This window comes from Psychrobacillus sp. OK032 (assembly GCF_900111345.1).
Lineage (GTDB): Bacteria > Bacillota > Bacilli > Bacillales_A > Planococcaceae > Psychrobacillus.
This window is the reverse complement of record NZ_FOGY01000005.1, coordinates 243,613-262,318: the sequence shown is the minus strand read 5'-3', so window position 1 is coordinate 262,318 and position 18,706 is coordinate 243,613. Positions and strand designations below refer to the sequence as shown.

15 protein-coding genes are annotated in these 18,706 nt (G+C 37.2%); 13 read left to right on the top strand and 2 right to left on the bottom strand.

Features of this window, described 5'->3' with window-relative positions:
• Window positions 1-27: 27 nt before the first annotated feature.
• Together BMZ04_RS11930 and BMZ04_RS11925 are read left to right on the top strand one after the other, a co-directional pair.
• Entirely contained in the window at window positions 28-597 is a 570-nt protein-coding gene (locus tag BMZ04_RS11930; protein ID WP_093270461.1) for a TetR/AcrR family transcriptional regulator, read from the top strand.
• A gap of 67 nt (window positions 598-664) precedes the next feature.
• Window positions 665-2,854 (top strand): YhgE/Pip domain-containing protein, encoded by a 2,190-nt coding sequence (locus BMZ04_RS11925; protein WP_093270458.1) that lies wholly within the window; start codon window positions 665-667, stop codon window positions 2,852-2,854.
• Between the two features lie 256 nt (window positions 2,855-3,110).
• Here the strand turns inward: BMZ04_RS11925 and yhfH are convergent, their stop codons facing one another.
• Window positions 3,111-3,236: a protein YhfH gene (yhfH, locus tag BMZ04_RS11920; protein WP_093270455.1), complete on the bottom strand. Its 126-nt coding sequence runs from the start codon at window positions 3,234-3,236 to the stop codon at window positions 3,111-3,113.
• 122 nt (window positions 3,237-3,358) lie between these two features.
• On the opposite strand from yhfH, the gene BMZ04_RS11915 reads away from it, so the two are divergent.
• The 7 genes from BMZ04_RS11915 to BMZ04_RS11885 all read left to right on the top strand — a co-directional run bounded on the left by BMZ04_RS11915 (window position 3,359) and on the right by BMZ04_RS11885 (window position 12,983).
• The gene (locus BMZ04_RS11915; protein ID WP_093270452.1) at window positions 3,359-4,351 is read left to right on the top strand and encodes a lipoate--protein ligase; all 993 of its coding nucleotides are present in this window, start codon (window positions 3,359-3,361) and stop codon (window positions 4,349-4,351) included.
• 144 nt (window positions 4,352-4,495) lie between these two features.
• Window positions 4,496-5,197: a response regulator transcription factor gene (locus BMZ04_RS11910; RefSeq protein ID WP_369802662.1), complete on the top strand. Its 702-nt coding sequence runs from the start codon at window positions 4,496-4,498 to the stop codon at window positions 5,195-5,197.
• A gap of 1 nt (window position 5,198) precedes the next feature.
• Window positions 5,199-6,245 (top strand): sensor histidine kinase, encoded by a 1,047-nt coding sequence (locus BMZ04_RS11905; RefSeq protein WP_093270443.1) that lies wholly within the window; start codon window positions 5,199-5,201, stop codon window positions 6,243-6,245.
• Complete coding sequence (locus BMZ04_RS11900) at window positions 6,205-6,981, top strand: ABC transporter ATP-binding protein (protein ID WP_093270440.1); 777 nt, start codon at window positions 6,205-6,207, stop codon at window positions 6,979-6,981. Before BMZ04_RS11905 ends, BMZ04_RS11900 begins: the two co-directional genes overlap by 41 nt.
• Window positions 6,953-8,887: an FtsX-like permease family protein gene (locus BMZ04_RS11895; protein WP_093270436.1), complete on the top strand. Its 1,935-nt coding sequence runs from the start codon at window positions 6,953-6,955 to the stop codon at window positions 8,885-8,887. The genes BMZ04_RS11900 and BMZ04_RS11895 overlap by 29 nt, the downstream gene beginning before the upstream one ends.
• Before the next feature lie 117 nt (window positions 8,888-9,004).
• Window positions 9,005-10,555, top strand: coding sequence for a fatty acid--CoA ligase family protein (locus tag BMZ04_RS11890; RefSeq protein ID WP_093270431.1), 1,551 nt, complete (start codon window positions 9,005-9,007; stop codon window positions 10,553-10,555).
• Between the two features lie 451 nt (window positions 10,556-11,006).
• Complete coding sequence (locus BMZ04_RS11885; protein WP_093270425.1) at window positions 11,007-12,983, top strand: S9 family peptidase; 1,977 nt, start codon at window positions 11,007-11,009, stop codon at window positions 12,981-12,983.
• Between the two features lie 128 nt (window positions 12,984-13,111).
• Here BMZ04_RS11885 and BMZ04_RS11880 read toward each other — a convergent pair whose 3' ends face one another.
• Window positions 13,112-14,467, bottom strand: coding sequence for an amino acid permease (locus tag BMZ04_RS11880; protein WP_093270421.1), 1,356 nt, complete (start codon window positions 14,465-14,467; stop codon window positions 13,112-13,114).
• A 135-nt stretch (window positions 14,468-14,602) separates the two neighbouring features.
• On the opposite strand from BMZ04_RS11880, the gene BMZ04_RS11875 reads away from it, so the two are divergent.
• The 4 genes from BMZ04_RS11875 to BMZ04_RS11860 all read left to right on the top strand — a co-directional run bounded on the left by BMZ04_RS11875 (window position 14,603) and on the right by BMZ04_RS11860 (window position 18,662).
• A complete protein-coding gene (locus tag BMZ04_RS11875; protein ID WP_369802660.1) occupies window positions 14,603-15,130 on the top strand; it encodes a GNAT family N-acetyltransferase in 528 nt (175 codons plus the stop codon).
• Window positions 15,127-15,855, top strand: a complete 729-nt coding sequence (locus tag BMZ04_RS11870; RefSeq protein ID WP_093270413.1) for an ABC transporter ATP-binding protein — start codon at window positions 15,127-15,129, stop codon at window positions 15,853-15,855. The genes BMZ04_RS11875 and BMZ04_RS11870 overlap by 4 nt, the downstream gene beginning before the upstream one ends.
• Window positions 15,852-16,601 (top strand): ABC transporter permease, encoded by a 750-nt coding sequence (gene fetB / locus BMZ04_RS11865; protein ID WP_093270408.1) that lies wholly within the window; start codon window positions 15,852-15,854, stop codon window positions 16,599-16,601. Before BMZ04_RS11870 ends, fetB begins: the two co-directional genes overlap by 4 nt.
• 216 nt (window positions 16,602-16,817) lie before the next feature.
• On the top strand, window positions 16,818-18,662 hold the full coding sequence (locus BMZ04_RS11860; RefSeq protein ID WP_093270405.1) for an SLC13 family permease: 1,845 nt from the start codon (window positions 16,818-16,820) through the stop codon (window positions 18,660-18,662).
• Window positions 18,663-18,706 lie beyond the last annotated feature (44 nt).

Sequence of the window (18,706 nt, the reverse complement as noted above, 5' to 3'; positions counted from 1 at the left end):
TTTTAATGGGAAATGGAGTGTTTCTAAATGGATCGAAAACAAGAAATTTTAGAAGCTGCAACGAGATCTTTTTCGCTTTTCGGATATAAAGCTACGACCATGGAGCAAATAGCGAAAATCGCAAACGTAGGTAAAGGGACTATTTATACGTTTTTTGAAAACAAAGAAGTTCTCTTTCAAGAAATTGTGCGAAGAATGATTTGTGAGATGAAGCAGGTGGCAACGAATGCAATTCAAGAAGGTGCTTCTTTTGAAGAAAATGCACATGCTGCGTTGATGAAAATGTTAGAATTCAGGGAAACCCATCAACTATATGCCAAAATTGTGGATGAAGAAAAAGATTGGCGAACACCAGCTGTCAAACAAATGCTGCATCAAACGGAACAGGCTATTGTCACGTTCATTAAAGAGAAGATTGATAAGTATGTGGCAAAGGGTGAATTGAGACAAATAAATAGCGAACTTGTAGCATATTTATTATTTAAGGCTTATCTTGCTTTTATCAACGATTGGAATGTGACGCATGACGAATCTTTATCCGAATTAGAAATCGCAAACTTTTTTCAAGAAACAATTTTTCGCAGTCTCTTAGTTTGAGACTTGTTTTTTTTATGAAAAATGACTAAATGAATGAAATGGTCAATTAGTTTTTGGAGGAGATAAATTGATTAAATCAGAGTGGAAATATATTTTTACAGATAAAAAAATGCTTATTTCTATTGTTGCTGTATTATTTATTCCGGTTTTATATGCAGCAGTGTACTTATGGGCTTTTTGGGACCCTTATGCAAACTTGAGTAATTTGCCAGTAGCCATTGTCAATTCGGATGAAGGTGTAGACTTTGAAGGCGAAGAGCTGATACTTGGAGACGAATTGGTAGATAAGTTAAAGGAAAGTGATCAATTTAACTTTATTTCCGTGAAGAAAGAAGATTCAGAGCATGGATTATTAAATCGGGATTATTATTTATTGATCGAAATACCGGAAAATTTTTCACAACATGCAACGACTTTATTGGATGAGCATCCTCAAAAAATGGTCCTTTCCTATAAGGCAAATCAAGGGAATAATTTTCTTTCTGCCCAAATTGGAGAAACGGCAATGGAGCGTATTCGTACCGAGGTGAACGAAGAAGTAACGGCGACTTATGCCGAGCAACTTTTCGACTCCGTTACAAAACTGGGTGATGGATTCGCGGAAGCTTCTGACGGAGCTGGCCAATTAAAAGATGGTGCAACGGATCTTAATAATGGTGCAAGTGACTTAAAAGGATATTTGGAGCAATTAATAAGTAGCACAGTGGAGTTAAAGGACGGGACAAATACGATTGCTTCTGGTATTCAAACCGCAGCAGATGGTTCTAGCCAATTAAATAAAGGACTAGCTACTCTTTCCGAGGGGGCTACCCAACTAACAGACGGTATAGACGGAGCAGTAACTGGAGTAGCAACCTTAAAATCAGGAATTGACGAGTACACAGCTAATGTCGGCAAATTAAACGAAAGCTACCAATTACTAAGTGAAAAAGACAAAGCGTTCATCGATTCTTTTAAACAAATAGAAAACAGCACACCCTCATTGAATGATAGTGCTAAGGAATTATCGAAAGGGTCATACGAAGTGACGTCTGGAATAGTGGCTCTATCTGAACAAATTTCAAAAATAAGTACAGGGCTACCCGCAGAACAAGCTACTGCACTAATAGAAACGATGCAACAAGTACAGTCTGGAAGTTCTACTATAACAGCTGGATTAACAAAACTAGCAACTGGGACAGATGCTTTATCTAGTGGAACTACCAAGGCATATGACGGGGCAGCGCAGTTAAGTGCAGCATATGCACAAGTAGGGCAAGGAATAGAACGTTTACATGAATCTTCCGCGGCATTAGTAGAAGGTGCATCTAATTTAGCAAATGGAACATCTACACTTGCTACAAAAATGAACGAATTTAATGCGGGTGTACAGCAAGTTTATCAAGGTTCTACTAATTTAGTGAGTGGATTAACTCAATTAGCAGATGGCACATCCCAATTACAACATGGAACTGGGACACTTGCAGCGAGATCAGGAGAACTTGTAGACGGATCGTTAAAACTAGTGGATGGAACAAAAGAGTTAATAGATGGAACAGATTCGTTACAAACGAGTTTACAAGAGGCAAGTGACGAAGCAGGAGAAGTGAATGCGACGGATGAAACGTATAAGATGGTTGCATCCCCAGTAGATGTTAACGTGGAGGAAGTAAATGCCGTTCCGAATTATGGAACAGGTTTAACTCCTTATTTCTTATCACTTGGCTTATTTGTTGGTGCACTTATTATTTCCGTTGTTTTTCCATTAGTACAGCCAGCGATAAAACCAACAAGTGGGACATCTTGGTTTGCAAGTAAAGCATTAGTACTTGCGGTAGTTGGAATTTTACAGTCTTTAATTGTCGTTTCAATTGTACTATTTGGACTTAAATTAGAAGTTGAAAGCGTTGGGATGCTCATTTTGATCGCTATTATTACAAGTTTTACGTATTTAGCGATTGTCCAATTGCTTGTATCGATGATGGATAACCCAGGTAGATTTATTGCGATTCTTATATTGATTCTTCAATTGTCCACAAGCGCGGGTACATTCCCGTTAGAATTGATACCGCAGCCATTACAAATTTTTAATAAGTTGTTACCTATGGGGTATTCGATCCAAAGCTTTAGAGCGGCAATATCAACGGGGGATGTTGGTTATTTTTGGTACAATAATAGCGTTTTAATCGGATTTATGGTCGTTTGTTTAGCCTTAACATTCGGTTACTTCCTGTTATTGTTCAAAAAACGTTATTCTAAACAAACAGCAGAAGCATAATATAAAGCGCTTATTCCTTAAAAGGAGATAAGCGCTTTTGCTATTCAAAAATAAGAAATAAAAGGGATGGTGATTTTACAGTGAATGGTAAAGGGTAACGGAATGGAGTGTGAAAGTAACCAGTTTACCTGCCAGAGCAACTATTGCATCAACAAGAGCAACTAATCCGTTGACGAAAGCAACCAAATCATCTATCAGAGCAACCAAAAAAAAGCCAACTAGAAAGGGGAGGATCTAGTTGGCATTTCTAATGAAATTACAAGTTACTGCATTTGTCGCAGTGATTTCCATAGCACTCATGTTGTTCTTCGATGGTCTCGCCGCATGTAGCGCATTTCTTTTTAGGCAGGTTACGGAAAAATTCAAGTACGTTTTCTAACATATTTGTTCCACCTCCATCTGTTATATAACTGTTAAAGTTAAATACATTGTAATATAACACAGAATCTTTTGTCAACACATTATTTCGTTTTTTGTTAAAATAGGAATAAAGGAGAGATAAACATGTATTTTATTGATAATAAAGGAATTACTGACCCACGTATTAACCTTGCAATTGAAGAGTATGCATTGAATACAATGGATATAGAAAAAGATTCTTTTCTATTGTTTTACATAAATCAACCTTCTATCATCATTGGAAGAAACCAAAATACAATAGAAGAAATTAATACAGATTTTGTAGAGAAAAACGGGATTATACCTGTCCGCAGACTTTCAGGTGGAGGTGCTGTGTACCATGATTTGGGGAATTTGAATTTTAGCTTTTTAACGAAAGATGATGGGGACAGCTTCCGTAATTTTAAAAAGTTTACACAACCAGTTGTCGATGCATTGCAAAAAATGGGTGTGAATGCGGAACTATCGGGACGCAATGATATACTAGCAGAAGGAAAGAAAATCTCAGGAAATGCCCAGTTTTCTACACGTGGAAGAATGTTTAGCCATGGTACATTAATGTTTAATACGGAAATTGATGCAGTCGTTTCCGCATTAAAAGTAAGTAAAGATAAAATCGAGTCAAAGGGTATAAAATCAGTTCGAAGCCGTGTAACGAACATTGCTGAATTACTTACAGAACCAATGACCATTGAACAATTCCGTGCCGAAATTCTTTCCTCTATTTTCGATGGAACAGAAAATATACAGTATTGGGAGCTAACGGATGAGGATTGGAAAAATATTCATAAGCTTTCAGAGGAACGTTATCAACAATGGGATTGGAACTACGGTAAATCGCCTAAGTTTAATATGAAGCATTCACACCGCTTCCCAACAGGCGGTGTAGATGTTCGCTTAGAAGTGAATAAAGGTATTATAGAAGAAGTGAATATTTATGGTGACTTCTTTGGCGTTGGAGATATTAAAGAAGTGGAAGAGTTACTAACAGGAAAAGTGTATAGTAAGCAAGCAATTGAAGAATCATTAGAGTCGATTGACGTACCGAAATACTTTGGTGGCATTTCGAAAGAAGAACTAGTACAACTTATTTACTAATTTGTTCGAGTTAGCAAACAGATGATACGTAACTCTAAAGATTAATATGAGTAATAATGGAAGAGTCTAACATACTAACGTATGGGAGACTCTTTTTTGATATAATATAGAAAGAATAATGTTTTCAAAAGGAGGATTTTATTGATGATACACCGTGTGTTAGTAGTAGAAGATGACCTGAAAATCGCATCACTACTTGCAGATACTTTGAGGAAATACCATTACGAAGTACATACAATTGAAAATTTCGATCATATAATCGAGGAGTTTACAGCGTTCGATCCTCATATTGTACTATTAGATGTGAATTTGCCATCTTATGATGGCTACTATTGGTGTCGTCAACTCCGTCAGCTAACTACTTGCCCAATTATTTTTGTTTCGGCAAGATCAGGTGAAATGGACCAAGTATTCGCCCTTGAAAACGGTGGGGATGATTTTATCACGAAGCCTTTTCATTACGAAATCGTCCTAGCTAAGATAAAAAGCCATCTAAGAAGAACATATGGTGAATATGCAGCGAAGCAGGAAGAGCGTGTTGTGAAAGTAGGGAAATTGCAACTCTTTATGGAACGCATGGAATTACATACATCAAAAGAAGAAATTCCACTTCAAAAGAAAGAATGTACTATTTTAGAGCTATTACTGAAGAATCATCCGAAGCTTGTCACTAGAGAGCAATTACTAGAAGAACTATGGGATGACCAGTCATTTGTTGATGAAAATACGCTCAATGTCAATATGACAAGAGTGCGAAAGAAAATGGCTGATTACGGTGTTATATCTACAATTGAAACAGTTCGAGGAGCGGGATATCGTTTGAACCTAAGTCCGGAGGAAGCTTAATATGTTTCGTCTATTTTTAAAGGAACATCTACTATTTATCATTTTTCAAATTTCATTAGTGCTATTTGTTATGCTTTTGTACTGGCTGGACGGATTTCGAAACCTAGATACCGCTGTCTATTCCATTGTTATTAGTATTATATTAACGCTTACTTTTTTAGGGGCATTATTTGTGAAAAAATATACGTTTTATAAAAAAATTCTATCTATCCCAACTCATATAGAAGTTGTCTTGCAACGATCAGCGCAGTCTCCGGAAATTAGACAGGTAGAGAATTATCTACAACATATCTATCGTTTATATCAAAAGGAAGTACAACTTTTATACGCAAGACAAAATCGGCATTTACAATTTATGAATAGTTGGGTTCATCAAATGAAGACCCCAATTTCTGTACTCGAACTGATGACGCAAAATAGTGAACAAATAGATTCAAAAAGTGTCATGGAAGAAATGGAACGACTCAAGAGAGGGCTCGAAGCAGTTTTAATGAATGCGAGATTAGACACATTCGAAGAAGACATGCAAATCGAGCGGATAGATTTAAAACAATTAGTAACTGAAGTCGTAACGGAGAACAAGCGATTATTCATCGGAAATCATCTGTTTCCAGTAATTTCGATGGAGGATAATTGTATGATTACATCGGATAGAAAATGGATTCGATATGTCATTGCCCAATTTGTAACGAACGCGGTTAAATATACATTTGAGAAAAATAAAAAAGTATTTTTTGAAACGAGTATCGAAGAGAAGCAAATAACTTTCTCTGTTAGAGATGAAGGAATCGGTATTCCTGCATCTGATATTAAAAGAGTGACAAAAGCATTTTTCACTGGAGAAAATGGTCGAAAAACTGGTGAGTCTACAGGCATGGGATTATATTTGGCAAAGCAAATTTGCAACCGTTTAGGACATGAAATAAGTATAACCTCGCATATAGGGCAAGGGACCACCGTATCGATTAAATTTGATAAACAAGAAATAATGAAGCGAGGTGAGCAAGATGTCCATATTAATACTGGAGGAAGTAACGAAAGTATATGAAGGAAAAGTAGCACATCTAGCGATTAATCAATTAAGTTTTGAAGTAGAAAAAGGAGAATTTATCGCAGTAATGGGTCCTTCTGGAAGCGGAAAAACGACATTATTGAATATTATTTCGACTATCGATCGACCAACATCTGGAGATATTACGATAAGTGGCTTAAAACCTGCACAACTCCCTAAAAATGATTTATCACTTTTCAGAAGAAGGGAGCTTGGTTTCGTGTTTCAAGACTTCAATTTGCTTCCTGCACTAACAGTGGAAGAAAATATGGTATTACCACTAACACTTGATGGCCGATCGATAGAAGTAATGAAAGCCAAAGTACAACATATCGCTGAACACCTTAACTTAACGTCAATTTTACAAAAAAGACCTTCTGAGATTTCTGGAGGTCAGGCACAAAGAACAGCTATTGGACGTGCGTTAATACATGAGCCGAGTATTATACTTGCGGATGAGCCAACTGGGAATTTAGATTCAAAAGCAGCAAAAGACGTATTAGAAATTCTTTCACAAGTGAATAAGGAAAGTAAAACAACCATTATGATGGTCACACATGATCCAATAGCAGCAAGTTACTGTGATCGAGTGTTATTTATAAAAGATGGGGAATACTTCAATGAGATTTATAAAGGTGACCTGAGGCAAACATTTTTCCAACGGATATTAAATGTGTTGTCTTTATTAGGTGGTGGCGGTGTAAATGACCTTTCAACAATTCGCTTATCATAACGTAATTCGAAATAGTCGAATATATGCCGCATTTTTTATGGCAAGTATTTTTTCGGTTATGGTTTTCTTTGTTTACTCGATGCTTATGTTTCATCCGAATATTGAAGATCAGTTTTTAAGAGATGTGGCTTTTGGTGGAATGCTAGTGGCACAAGTAATTCTAATCGTTTTTACTATGTTTTTTTTATTTTATTCGATGAGTGCGTTTTTACAAGCTAGATTACATGAGTTCGGGGTTCTATTGAATTTAGGTATGGAAAGGCAACAGTTAAATCGATTAATCTTTTTAGAAACCATGATTTTAGGTTTTATATCCATTACAATTGGTATTTTCTTTGGGTTTTCGTTCTCAAAATTTTTCTTCATGATTATCCGAGAATTGTTTTTGCTGGACAGTCTGCCTCTTTATTTATCTTGGAAACCATTTGCTTTGACAATTATTGTGTTTTTATCTCAGTTTATTATCATATCAATCAGTAGCGTTGTATTTATCCGAAAAAAAGAGGTTGTCCAGCTTATAAAAGGGGACGGCAAATTCAGCGAAGTCGCTACGTATAAAAAGGGAAATGCTTTTTTAGGATTAGGTTTGCTTGTCGTAGCGTATAGTCTCGTTATTTTTTCTGTTTTCCATATGAATATATTTATGAGCTTACTGATTATTTTCATGGCTATTATTGGAACGTATTTCTTTTACACAGATAGTATGTTATATATACTCGACATAATTAGGAGAAAGGAAAGACTTTATTGGCATTCTTTTCGTTTAATCGCTTTTGCGGAAGCTTCGATTAAAATAAGGGAAAATGCACGCATGTTTTTTGTCGTGACGATTGTGTCGACGATTGCATTTTTATCTGTAGGGGTCGTGACTTCTTTCACTTCATTCACAGCCCAATATCGGGAATTAAACCCTGTCAGTATTTTCTATGCTAGTGATTGGGACAACCCATTTGAAGAAGCGGATATTATGAAATTATCGCAAGAACTTCAAAGGGAAGGATTGTCTTACGAGCTCGTGAAATTTAATGTGAAAAAGCAAACTTCCTCGAATTCACATGAGCCAGTGAATGTGATTAAGGAATCTGAAGTCAATAGTTTGGCTGTTGCCTTAAAAATTCCTTTAATCGACTTGAATCAAGGGGAAGCTTTATTGGTTTCGAGTACACAAGTAAACTTTGATAATATTCGGAGTGGTATGGAACAAACAGTGCTCGAGGAAAGTAGCATACCTATCCAAATAAAAGGAATGTATAAACACCCGATCTTTCCTTCTTTCGTTATAAAAAATAGAGCATTCATTATAAGTGATGAGGATTTTTCTCTCCTAACGGAACCGCTATTTGGATTTGGTGTGGAAGAGTCGAAAACAACTTTTTTTGCATTCCATGTATCTGATTGGTTGCGTACAAAAGATGTTGGAACAGATTTAGATAAGATAATGACCGAAACGATGGGAATTTCAGAAGTGAATCCGAATCCATTTTATTTTGTTAATCCTGGATTGAATTTTTCTGTTATTCGCGCTACGTTTGCATTGTTATTGTTTACTGGTCTACTTGTAGCAGCGGTTCTCTTACTTGCAGCAGGAAGTTTTGTCTATTTTAAACTTTATACAGATTTAGATAGAGATAAAAAGCAATATGATGTCCTTAGAAGAATGGGGGTAACTGATCAAGAATTAGTGAAAATCGTCAATCGACAATTGGTGCCACAATTCTTTTTACCATGGGGACTAGCAATGGTACATAGTACATTTTCATTTATTTTTCTACAAGCTTTTTGGGTGGATCTAGCAGCGGTATCAATCGCCATGGAAATGTTAATTGTGCTAATTGTATTTACTGTTATTCAGGTATCTTATTTTTTCTTAATTCGATGGAGATATATTGCACATATACAGGAGTAAAAGAAGATTGCATCTGGCAATCTTCTTTTAAGATTGAATAGTCAAAACTTTTTTTATATAATGAATTTGGGGAATATGAATGAATATTCATTCAAATAAAGAAAGGGAGATGGGAAAATGGGTTTAGCTTCACAAGTTCAACAAATTGCCTCCATGCATCCAGAAAAAATAGCTTATCACTTTATGGGGAAAGACACGTCTTTTGCAGAATTTGACCAATCAGTCGAGCGATTTGCACATGGGCTCCAAACATTAGGAGTTCAAAAAGGTGACCATATAGGATTTTTACTTGGCAATACGCCACATTTTTTAATATCTTTATATGCAACAATGCGTTTAGGTGCGACTGCTGTACCGATAAATCCTATATATACACCAGATGAAATTGGTTATATTGTGAAAAATAGTGATGCAAAAGTAATTATTGCACTTGATGCGTTACTACCTTTAGTGGAAAAAGCAGCTAATGTATTTGCTAATGTGGAAAACTATATTATTTGTGAAACACAACCTGATACGCTTGAGAAGTTAGCTGGACTTTCAGACGATTTGAAAGTAAAAGTGAAATCGTTTTCATCTTTACTTGCTAATTCTGTAGAACATGTTAAGCCTGTTGAAGTGATGGACGAAGATACCGCAGTGATTTTGTATACATCTGGTACTACGGGACATCCAAAAGGTGCGATGCTGACATACAATAATATTTATTCGAACGCTCGTGACGTAGCAGAGTATTTAAGTATTAATACAGATGATCGAGTCATTGCGACGCTTCCTGTTTTCCATGTGTTTGCCTTAACAGTTGTTGTGAATGCACCACTATTAATGGGAGCTACAATATTACTAGTTCCTAGATTTAACCCATTAGAGGTTTTTACTATTGCAAGAGAACAAAAAGCCACCGTTTTTGCAGGAGTGCCAACGATGTACAATTTCTTGTATCAATATCCAGAGGATAGAGTGGAGGATTTCTCAACTATCCGTTTGGCAATTTCAGGTGGATCTTCAATGCCAGTTGCATTACTGCATAGTTTTGAGGACAAGTTTGGTGTACGAGTGTCAGAGGGATACGGGTTATCCGAAGCATCTCCGGTAACTTGTTTTAATCCGATTGATCGAGATCGTAAACCTGGTTCTATTGGTACAAGTATTCTGAATGTGGAAAACAAAGTAGTGAACGAATTAGGAGAAGAAATTCCGGTTGGAGAAGTTGGGGAACTTATTGTCCGAGGACCTAATGTGATGAAGGGTTATTATAAAATGCCAGAAGAAACCGAAAATGCGCTTCGTGATGGCTGGTTATATACAGGAGACCTTGCTAGACAAGACGAAGAAGGATATTTCTATATTGTAGATCGAAAGAAAGATTTGATTATTGTGGGAGGTTATAATGTATATCCACGTGAAGTAGAGGAAGTTCTTTTTGAGCATCCTAATATTATAGAAGCAGCGGTTGTCGGAGTGCCGGACCCTACTTTTGGTGAAGAAGTACTTGCATTTGTTGTGAAGAAAGAAGCTGCTTTAACAGAACAACAATTGTATGAATTTTGTGCACAAAAACTAGCAAAATATAAAATTCCTAATCGAATTGAGTTTTTAGAGGAATTGCCGAAAAACACTACAGGGAAAATTTTACGACGTTCGCTGAAAGAGCAAACGGTTCAATAAACGTAGAAGCCACTTCTAATAGGAGTGGCTTTTTGATTTTGTCGGGTTCGCGGGTGATTTTGTTGCTTTCAGCTACTGTTCTGTCGTTTTCAAGTGGTTGTTTGTCGCGTTCGCTTATTGTTTCGTCTCGTTCAACCATTAATTGTAAAAAAAATATACGCTTCAATTTTGATAATATGCTGTGTTACATTTTTCGTTGATTATTAATTAAGTGTAGTGGAAAGCGTCTGCCTGCAGCGAGAATCATAGCGGTTACCTAATAGAGCTTTTTAGTGCGCAGTATTCCTCTATTACGCAAACTAACCTTTATAAGAGGAGCTTTTAGAATTATCACTTTCAAACATTAATTGCGAATATTAAACACTCGAAACCTTTTTGCTGCATAAGCAGGAAAAAGGTTTCGAGTGTCGAAATACATGAAAGAATCGTTTTGAAAGGGTGGAGTAGACAAATGACGAAAAGAAAATTAGAGGCGAAGGATTTATTCAACTTGCATTCAGTTACAAACCCGGTTATTGCACCAAATGGGAAAGAAGCAGTGTTTATTCGCACCGACATGGATGAAAAAGATAATACATATTATGCATATTTATATCATGTCAATTTGGAGACAGAAGTGGTAACACAGTGGACGCATAAGAAGGAACGTATATCTGCACCTAAATGGTCCGTAGATGGAAAATACATCGCTTTCCTATCGACTCGGGAAGAGAACAATCAAGTTTATATCCTTTCTGCAAATGGCGGGGAAGCCAAAAAGATAACCGATGTTGAAAAAGGGATATCTAGCTTTCTTTGGTCACCATGCAGTAATAGAATTTGGTTTGATGCACCATTAAAAGAAGGTAAAGCATGGACAGATGAGTTGGAAAAAGAAGAAAAGAAATTGCCGAAAGCTTATATTGTAGAAAAAATGAAATATCATGCAGATGGTGTTGGACTGTTACCGAAAGATACATATAAACAAATTGGATACGTGAATATCGATTTAAAAGTAATAACGCAGTTTACTGAAGGATCATACAATTATAATTTACAAGCTATTTCACATGATGGAAAGAAACTAGTAATGGGTGTTAACCGAGAAGAAAATCAAGACTTCACATTCCGTCAACCATTGCTACTAGTAGACATTGAAACGAAAGAAGAGATCGTACTAATAGATGAAGAAGGCTATTATGGTGGAGCAACTTTCTCTAAAGATGACAGGTATATTGCATTTACTGGAAGCAATCGTCAATTCGAAAATGCAACACATGCAGAAGTATATGTATATGAGATAAGTTCAGGAAATCGTCAAGTGCTGACAGAAGGAATTGACGCGCCAGTAGGGGACTATTCAGGTGGAGATGTACAACAGGGGGCAAGTGCTCCTAATGTTGTATGGACGAGTGCCAACCATTTATATTTCCAATTATCTACAATGGGTGATGTTCGACTGTATTTCGCATCTCTTGATGGAGCAGTGTATCCGGCAACAGCAGAAAATGAACATGTTTATGATTATGATATAGATGCGACGGGGACCTTCGCTATTGCGACAATAAGTAACGCAATATTTCCCGGGGAATTATTTAAGCAAAATTTAGCGACTGGTGAAAGAATTAATCTAACTCATTTTAACGAGAAATTATTAAATGAGGTAGAGCTTTCAGAACCAGAGGCAATTGTCTATAAAAGTACTAAAGACTGGGACGTTCATGGGTGGCTAATGAAACCAATAGGTTATGAGGAAGGTAAAAAGTATCCACTTATCGTAGAAATTCATGGTGGACCGCATACGATGTATGCAAACACATTTTTCCATGAGCTACAATTGCTTGCAGCGCAAGGGTATGGCGTTTTATATGTAAACCCGCGAGGTAGCCATTCTTACAGTCAACAGTTCGTAGACGCAGTACGGGGTGATTACGGTGGAGGAGATTACGAGGATATTATGGCAGGACTCGATTATGTGCTTGTTGAAAATGACTGGATTGATGAGACAAGACTTGGTGTAACTGGCGGTAGCTATGGAGGATTTATGACGAACTGGATTGTTGGTCATACGAATCGATTTAAAGCTGCGGTCACCCAAAGATCAATTTCAAACTGGGTTAGTTTTTACGGTGTTTCCGACATCGGCTATTATTTTGCTGAGTGGCAAATTGGTTCTGACATGACCAATATTGAAAAACTTTGGGATGCTTCTCCATTGAAGTATGCATCGAAAGTAGAAACACCTCTGCTGATTTTGCATAGTGAAAATGATTACCGATGTCCGATTGAACAAGGGCAACAATTGTATATAACGTTGAAAGCAATGGGGAAAGAGACGAGTTTTGTTCGTTTCCCGCAAGCGGATCATAATTTATCAAGAGTAGGACTACCAAATTTACGACAAACGCGGTTAGAACAAATTACTAGTTGGTTTGAAAAATATCTTTAATATTGAAAAACCGCCTTCATTTCGTTTGTGAAATGAAGGCGGTTTTGATGAATCGATCGATCTACCTGGAAAATCAATAGAACTCCAAGCAAAATCGATCAATCGTACAAGCTTATCAATCTATTGAATTATTGTTTATGAAATCCTTTATTATAATAGACTATAACTAGCAAGATAATCCAGATAGGTCCAACAATCAAAGCAATTCGTGTTTCAGGGAAATATGCCATGAGCCCAAGTACGAGTACTAAGAATGCTAAAGCTAAATACGAACCAAGTGGATAAAACAACGCTTTATACGTTAATTTAGAAACCTCTCCCTTTGATAGCGTCTTACGGAATTTTAATTGGGACAATAGAATAATTCCCCAGGTCCAAACTGCTCCGAAAGTGGAAATACTCGTTACCCATATAAATACTTTCTCAGGGACCAGATAGTTCAAGAGAACACCGAACAATAGTAAAACTGCAGAAAATATTACTGCTCTTGCTGGTACTCCAGCTCCATTTATTCTCTTGAAAGAAGGAGAAGCCTGCTTTTGTTCTGCCAAGTTAAATAGCATACGTCCTGTACTGAAAATACCACTATTACAGCTAGAAAGTGCCGCCGTTAACACAACAAAGTTAATAATACCAGCTGCTGGTCCTATGCCTATTTCTTCAAACATTAAAACAAATGGACTACCATTTTCACCAATTTCATTCCAAGGATAAATGGACATAATAACGAAAAGAGCGCCAACATAAAAAATAAGAATACGCCAAAACACAGTATCAATTGCTCGAGGGATAATCGTTTTCGGGTTTTTAGCTTCTCCTGCCGTTACTCCAATCATTTCTACACCTAAATAAGCAAACATAACCATTTGCAGAGACATTAAAATTCCTGTAATGCCGTTAGGTGCAAAACCACCATTGGACCATAAGTTGCTAATACCTACCGCTATACCACCATTACCTAATCCGAAAATAATAACTCCAAGTCCAACGAAAATCATTGCTAAAATTGCGACAATTTTTATTAGGGCAAACCAGAATTCAAATTCTCCATATGCTTTTACGGCAATTAGGTTTATTAACGTCATTATTATGAGTGCCGCCAATGCCCATATCCAACTTGGAGAGTCGGGATACCACATTTGCATATACACTCCGACTGCTGTAATTTCGGCCATACATGTAACAACCCATAAAAACCAATAATTCCACCCCGTAATGTATCCTGCAAGTGGTCCTAGATAGTCTTTGGCATATCTACTAAACGATCCAGAAACAGGATTATGTACTGCCATTTCTCCAAGGGCACGCATGATAATAAAGATAAATAAGCCACCAATTATGTATGAGATAAGTATTGCCGGTCCCGCCAACCTAATAGCTGTTGCTGAGCCTAAAAATAATCCAACTCCAATTGCTGCACCTAAAGACATGAGGGTGATATGCCGCTGTTCTAGTCCACGTTGTAATTGCTGATTTCCACCCAAAGTTGTACCACTCCTTTTACCTTTAATACTTTTGTTATATAACACTTTAACACAACAAAGTGCGTGATGGATACGGTCATATGAACGAAATTATGATAATATTATGTATATGAATGTAGGACGGGGGTCATGAAAATGCAAGATATTATGATTAGACCGATAGTAGAAAAAGAAATTACCCGGCTTTGGGAGCTAAGCGCAAAAGAAGCATCACCGGAATGGAAAAAATGGGACGCCCCTTATTTTCCATATGAGCCGAAAACATTGGAACAATTTTTAGAGAAAAAAGATCAACTGATTAACCAAGAGGATATGTGGGGTGTTTATGTAGATGGCGAACTAGTAGGATCACTTTGCTATTACTGGGAACATGAAGAATCGCTTTGGCTAGAAATGGGCATTGTCATTTATGAACCACGGTATTGGAGCGGCGGTATTGGAACGAAAGCTCTTCGTATGTGGATTACGCATTTATTTAGAGAATTACCACTTGTTCGAGTAGGCTACACTACTTGGTCTGGAAACCAACGGATGATCAAAGTCGGTGAAAAGTTAGGAATGACGATGGAAGCACGTCTTCGTAAATGTCGTTACTATGATGGTGTTTACTATGATTCTATTCGAATGGGTTTATTAAGAGAAGAATGGGAAGAGCATGCATGACTGCTTTGTTAGAAATGAAAGGCTTAACGAAAAATTATTGGCTTACAGAAAAACAAACGGATCGTACTTATTTATTTTCCGATATAACCGCAACAGTAAAAAGCGGTGAACGTATTGCATTACTTGGTAAATCTGGACAAGGAAAAAGTACGCTATTACGCATCCTTGCACTATTAGAACAGTCCGATAGAGGAGAAATACGCTTAAACGGGGTTACATCAAGGCATACGGATACGCGGGTTTGGCGAACGATCGTAACTTATGTAGCGCAACAAGCAACTATGCTTCCAGGAACGATTGAGGAAAATTTGAAAACGGTTAGTAAAATACATAATGAAACATTTGATGACAAGCTTGCACGAAAGTTAATGAAAGACGTTGGACTGGAATCAATTGATTGGGCAAAGAAAGCGACTGATTTATCGGGAGGAGAGAAGCAACGAGTTGCTTTAGTGCGATCCCTATTGTTAAAACCTTCTATCTTATTACTCGATGAAGTGACCGCTTCACTTGATCAGCAAAGCAAAGAATCTGTCGAGAACCTTTTGTTAAACTGGAATGCAGCATATAAAACTTCTTTTCTTTGGGTAACGCATGATTCAGAACAAGCGAGACGAATTAGCGAGCGAATATGGTTTATGGAAAAGGGAACATTAGCAGCTGATTGCGAAACAGAGATATTTTTTAATAATCCCACCTCGTTATTTAATGAGGTGACAACATGAGTTTATTGGCTTTAAGTTTTACTTTACTTTTTGTTGTTATTACGATGCTTCTATCTGTTTGGCAAAAGCTTGATTTAGAGAAGGATATTGCGATTGGTACGGTGCGTGCAGCAATTCAGCTACTCGCTGTTGGGTATGTACTACAATTTATATTTAAATCAGAGAATTTATTGCTTATTGGATTGATCATCTGCCTGATGATTATTGTTGCGGCTACGAATGCGGCTAAACGAGCTCAAGGAATGAAAGGGGTCGTTTGGAGAATAATTCTGTCGATTGCAACAATGGAAATACTAATGATGGGACTCTTACTTAGTTTGCAAATAATTGAAGCAACTCCGCAATATATTATCCCACTTAGTGGCATGACGATCGGTAATGCAATGGTTGCTTGTGGACTCTTTTTGACACAACTAAAAAGAGAAACAGAAAGCTCCAAAGGTGAAATTGAAACATTACTAGCACTAGGTGCCACAAGTCGACAGGCAGTTCAAGATGTGCTGAAACAATCCGTTAAGTTTAGTATGATTCCAACGATTGATGCGATGAAAACAGTAGGATTAGTCCAACTTCCTGGAATGATGACGGGAATGATTATTGCAGGAGCAGACCCTGTTGAAGCGGTCCGATATCAAATACTAATCATTTTTGTGTTTACAAGTTCCTCTGCAATTACGAGCATGATGTTAAGTGTGCTTTGTTATAAAAACTTATTCACGAAGGATTTGCAGTTGAAGAAGTGGTGAGAAAATGAAAAATGCGGTGGGGGTTGGATTCCTCACTGCATTTTTTTATGTAAAATGCTTTTAGTTGTAAAAATAGGATGTTATAAAAGGAAATTCAAGTGAAAAATATGTGGCATTCTGTGGAATATTCAACTAAGGGGATAATTAGCATGAAGTACTTGCCCCTAACTTCTTATATAATAGAAGTATTATCTGACGGAAAGGACGCAGGTTAATATGCAACTTATTATTACTTTTAGTATTTTAGCGATAAGTATCGTGTTATTTATAAGTAATCGAGTACGAGCAGATTTAGTTGCTGTTTTGGCGTTATTGGCATTCGTTATTACTGGGGTTTTAGAACCGGCAGAGGCACTTGCTGGGTTTTCAAATTCTGTCGTTATCATGATTGCGGGATTATTTGTTGTGGGGGCAGGTATTGTACGAACGGGTCTTGCACAGACGGCTGGAAATCTACTACTTAAATGGTCTGGAGAAAGTGAAAACCGATTATTTGTCTTATTGCTTATCATTACAGGTACGGTTGGAGCATTTATGAGTAATACGGGAACGGTTGCATTAATGCTCCCGATTGTTATTAGTATTGCGATTAGTATTAATAGTAGTCCGTCGAAGTATTTAATACCACTTTCGTATATCAGTAGTTTGTCTGGACTTTTGACGCTAATTGCAACACCCGCTAACTTAATCGTTAGCCAAGTCCTTGTAGATAATGGCTATAAAAAACTTGGATTTTTTGAAATTACGCCTGTCGGAGTTATTGCTATTATTGTTGGTATTCTTTATTTTGTTGTGGCTCGAAATGTTGTATTACCAAATGCGAAAAATAAAAATGCGTTAAAAGATGGGCATAAGCTCTCGCCGAAACAATTGGCAATCGACTATGAACTTGGCGGGAATTTACATAAGCTTATTGTTCCAGAGCATTCAACAATAATCGGAAAGCAACTCGCTGAATTGAAGCTTCCGGCTAAGTATCATCTAGCCATTCTAAAAATAGATCGTAAATCGATAGAAGGCATGAATCTGTTACCGATTACATATCAGGAAATGGCTGGACCAAATAGTATTATTCATGCGAAGGATATTTTATTTGTGCAAGGTGCATTTAGTAGCATGGAGCAATTTGCAACGGATTTTTTATTGGAAATGGACGAGGAAGAATCGGAAGCAGAAGTGCTTGTATCCAAACAATTAGGGATTGCCGAGGTGCTTTTAACTCCACATTCTAGCCTAATAAATGAAACGGTTGGTAGCATTGGCTTTCGGGAAAAGTATAATTTGAATATACTAGGTGTTAATCGCAAAGGGGATTATGTACTTAGTGAAATGGCAAATGTACGTCTTCGTTTCGGGGATGCACTTTTAGTGCAAGGAGCATGGGATGAAATAGAATTACTATCAAAAGCAATGCAAGATGTTGTCGTAGTTGGACAGCCGAAGGAGCACGCAAGTATTGCTGCAGCTAGTGGAAAAGCACCAATTGCAGGTGCCATTATGTTATTCATGATTGTTCTGATGATTTCTGAAGTTTTTCCGGCTGTCATTTCGGTATTAATCGGATCGGTGTTAATGATCATTACAGGATGTTTACGGAATATGGATGATGCGTATGGAAAGATGAACTGGGAGAGTATTGTATTAATAGCTGCGATGCTTCCGATGGCTACGGCTCTTGAGAAAACGGGAGGAATGGTTATTCTTTCGGAAGGGATTATTAATCTGCTCGGTGGCTTCGGAGCGATGGGAGTACTTATAGGGATCTATTTTATAACGATGGTGTTTGGACAGTTTATTAGTAATACGGCTACGGCTGTTTTATTTGCACCTATTGCGATGAGTGCGGCTGTTAGTATGGGAGCAAATCCGTATACGTTTTTAATAGCAATCGCTGTTTCATCTAGTATGGCTTTTGCAACACCTGTTGCGTCACCGACAAATGCATTAGTGATGACGGCAGGTGGATACAAGTTTTTTGACTTTGTGAAAGCGGGAATTCCGCTGCAAATTGTCATGTTCGTCGTCATGATGATCGTTATTCCGCTATTTTTTCCTTTATAAATTTAGAATGGGTTTCTCTAATTGCAGAGAGACCCTTTTTTGTT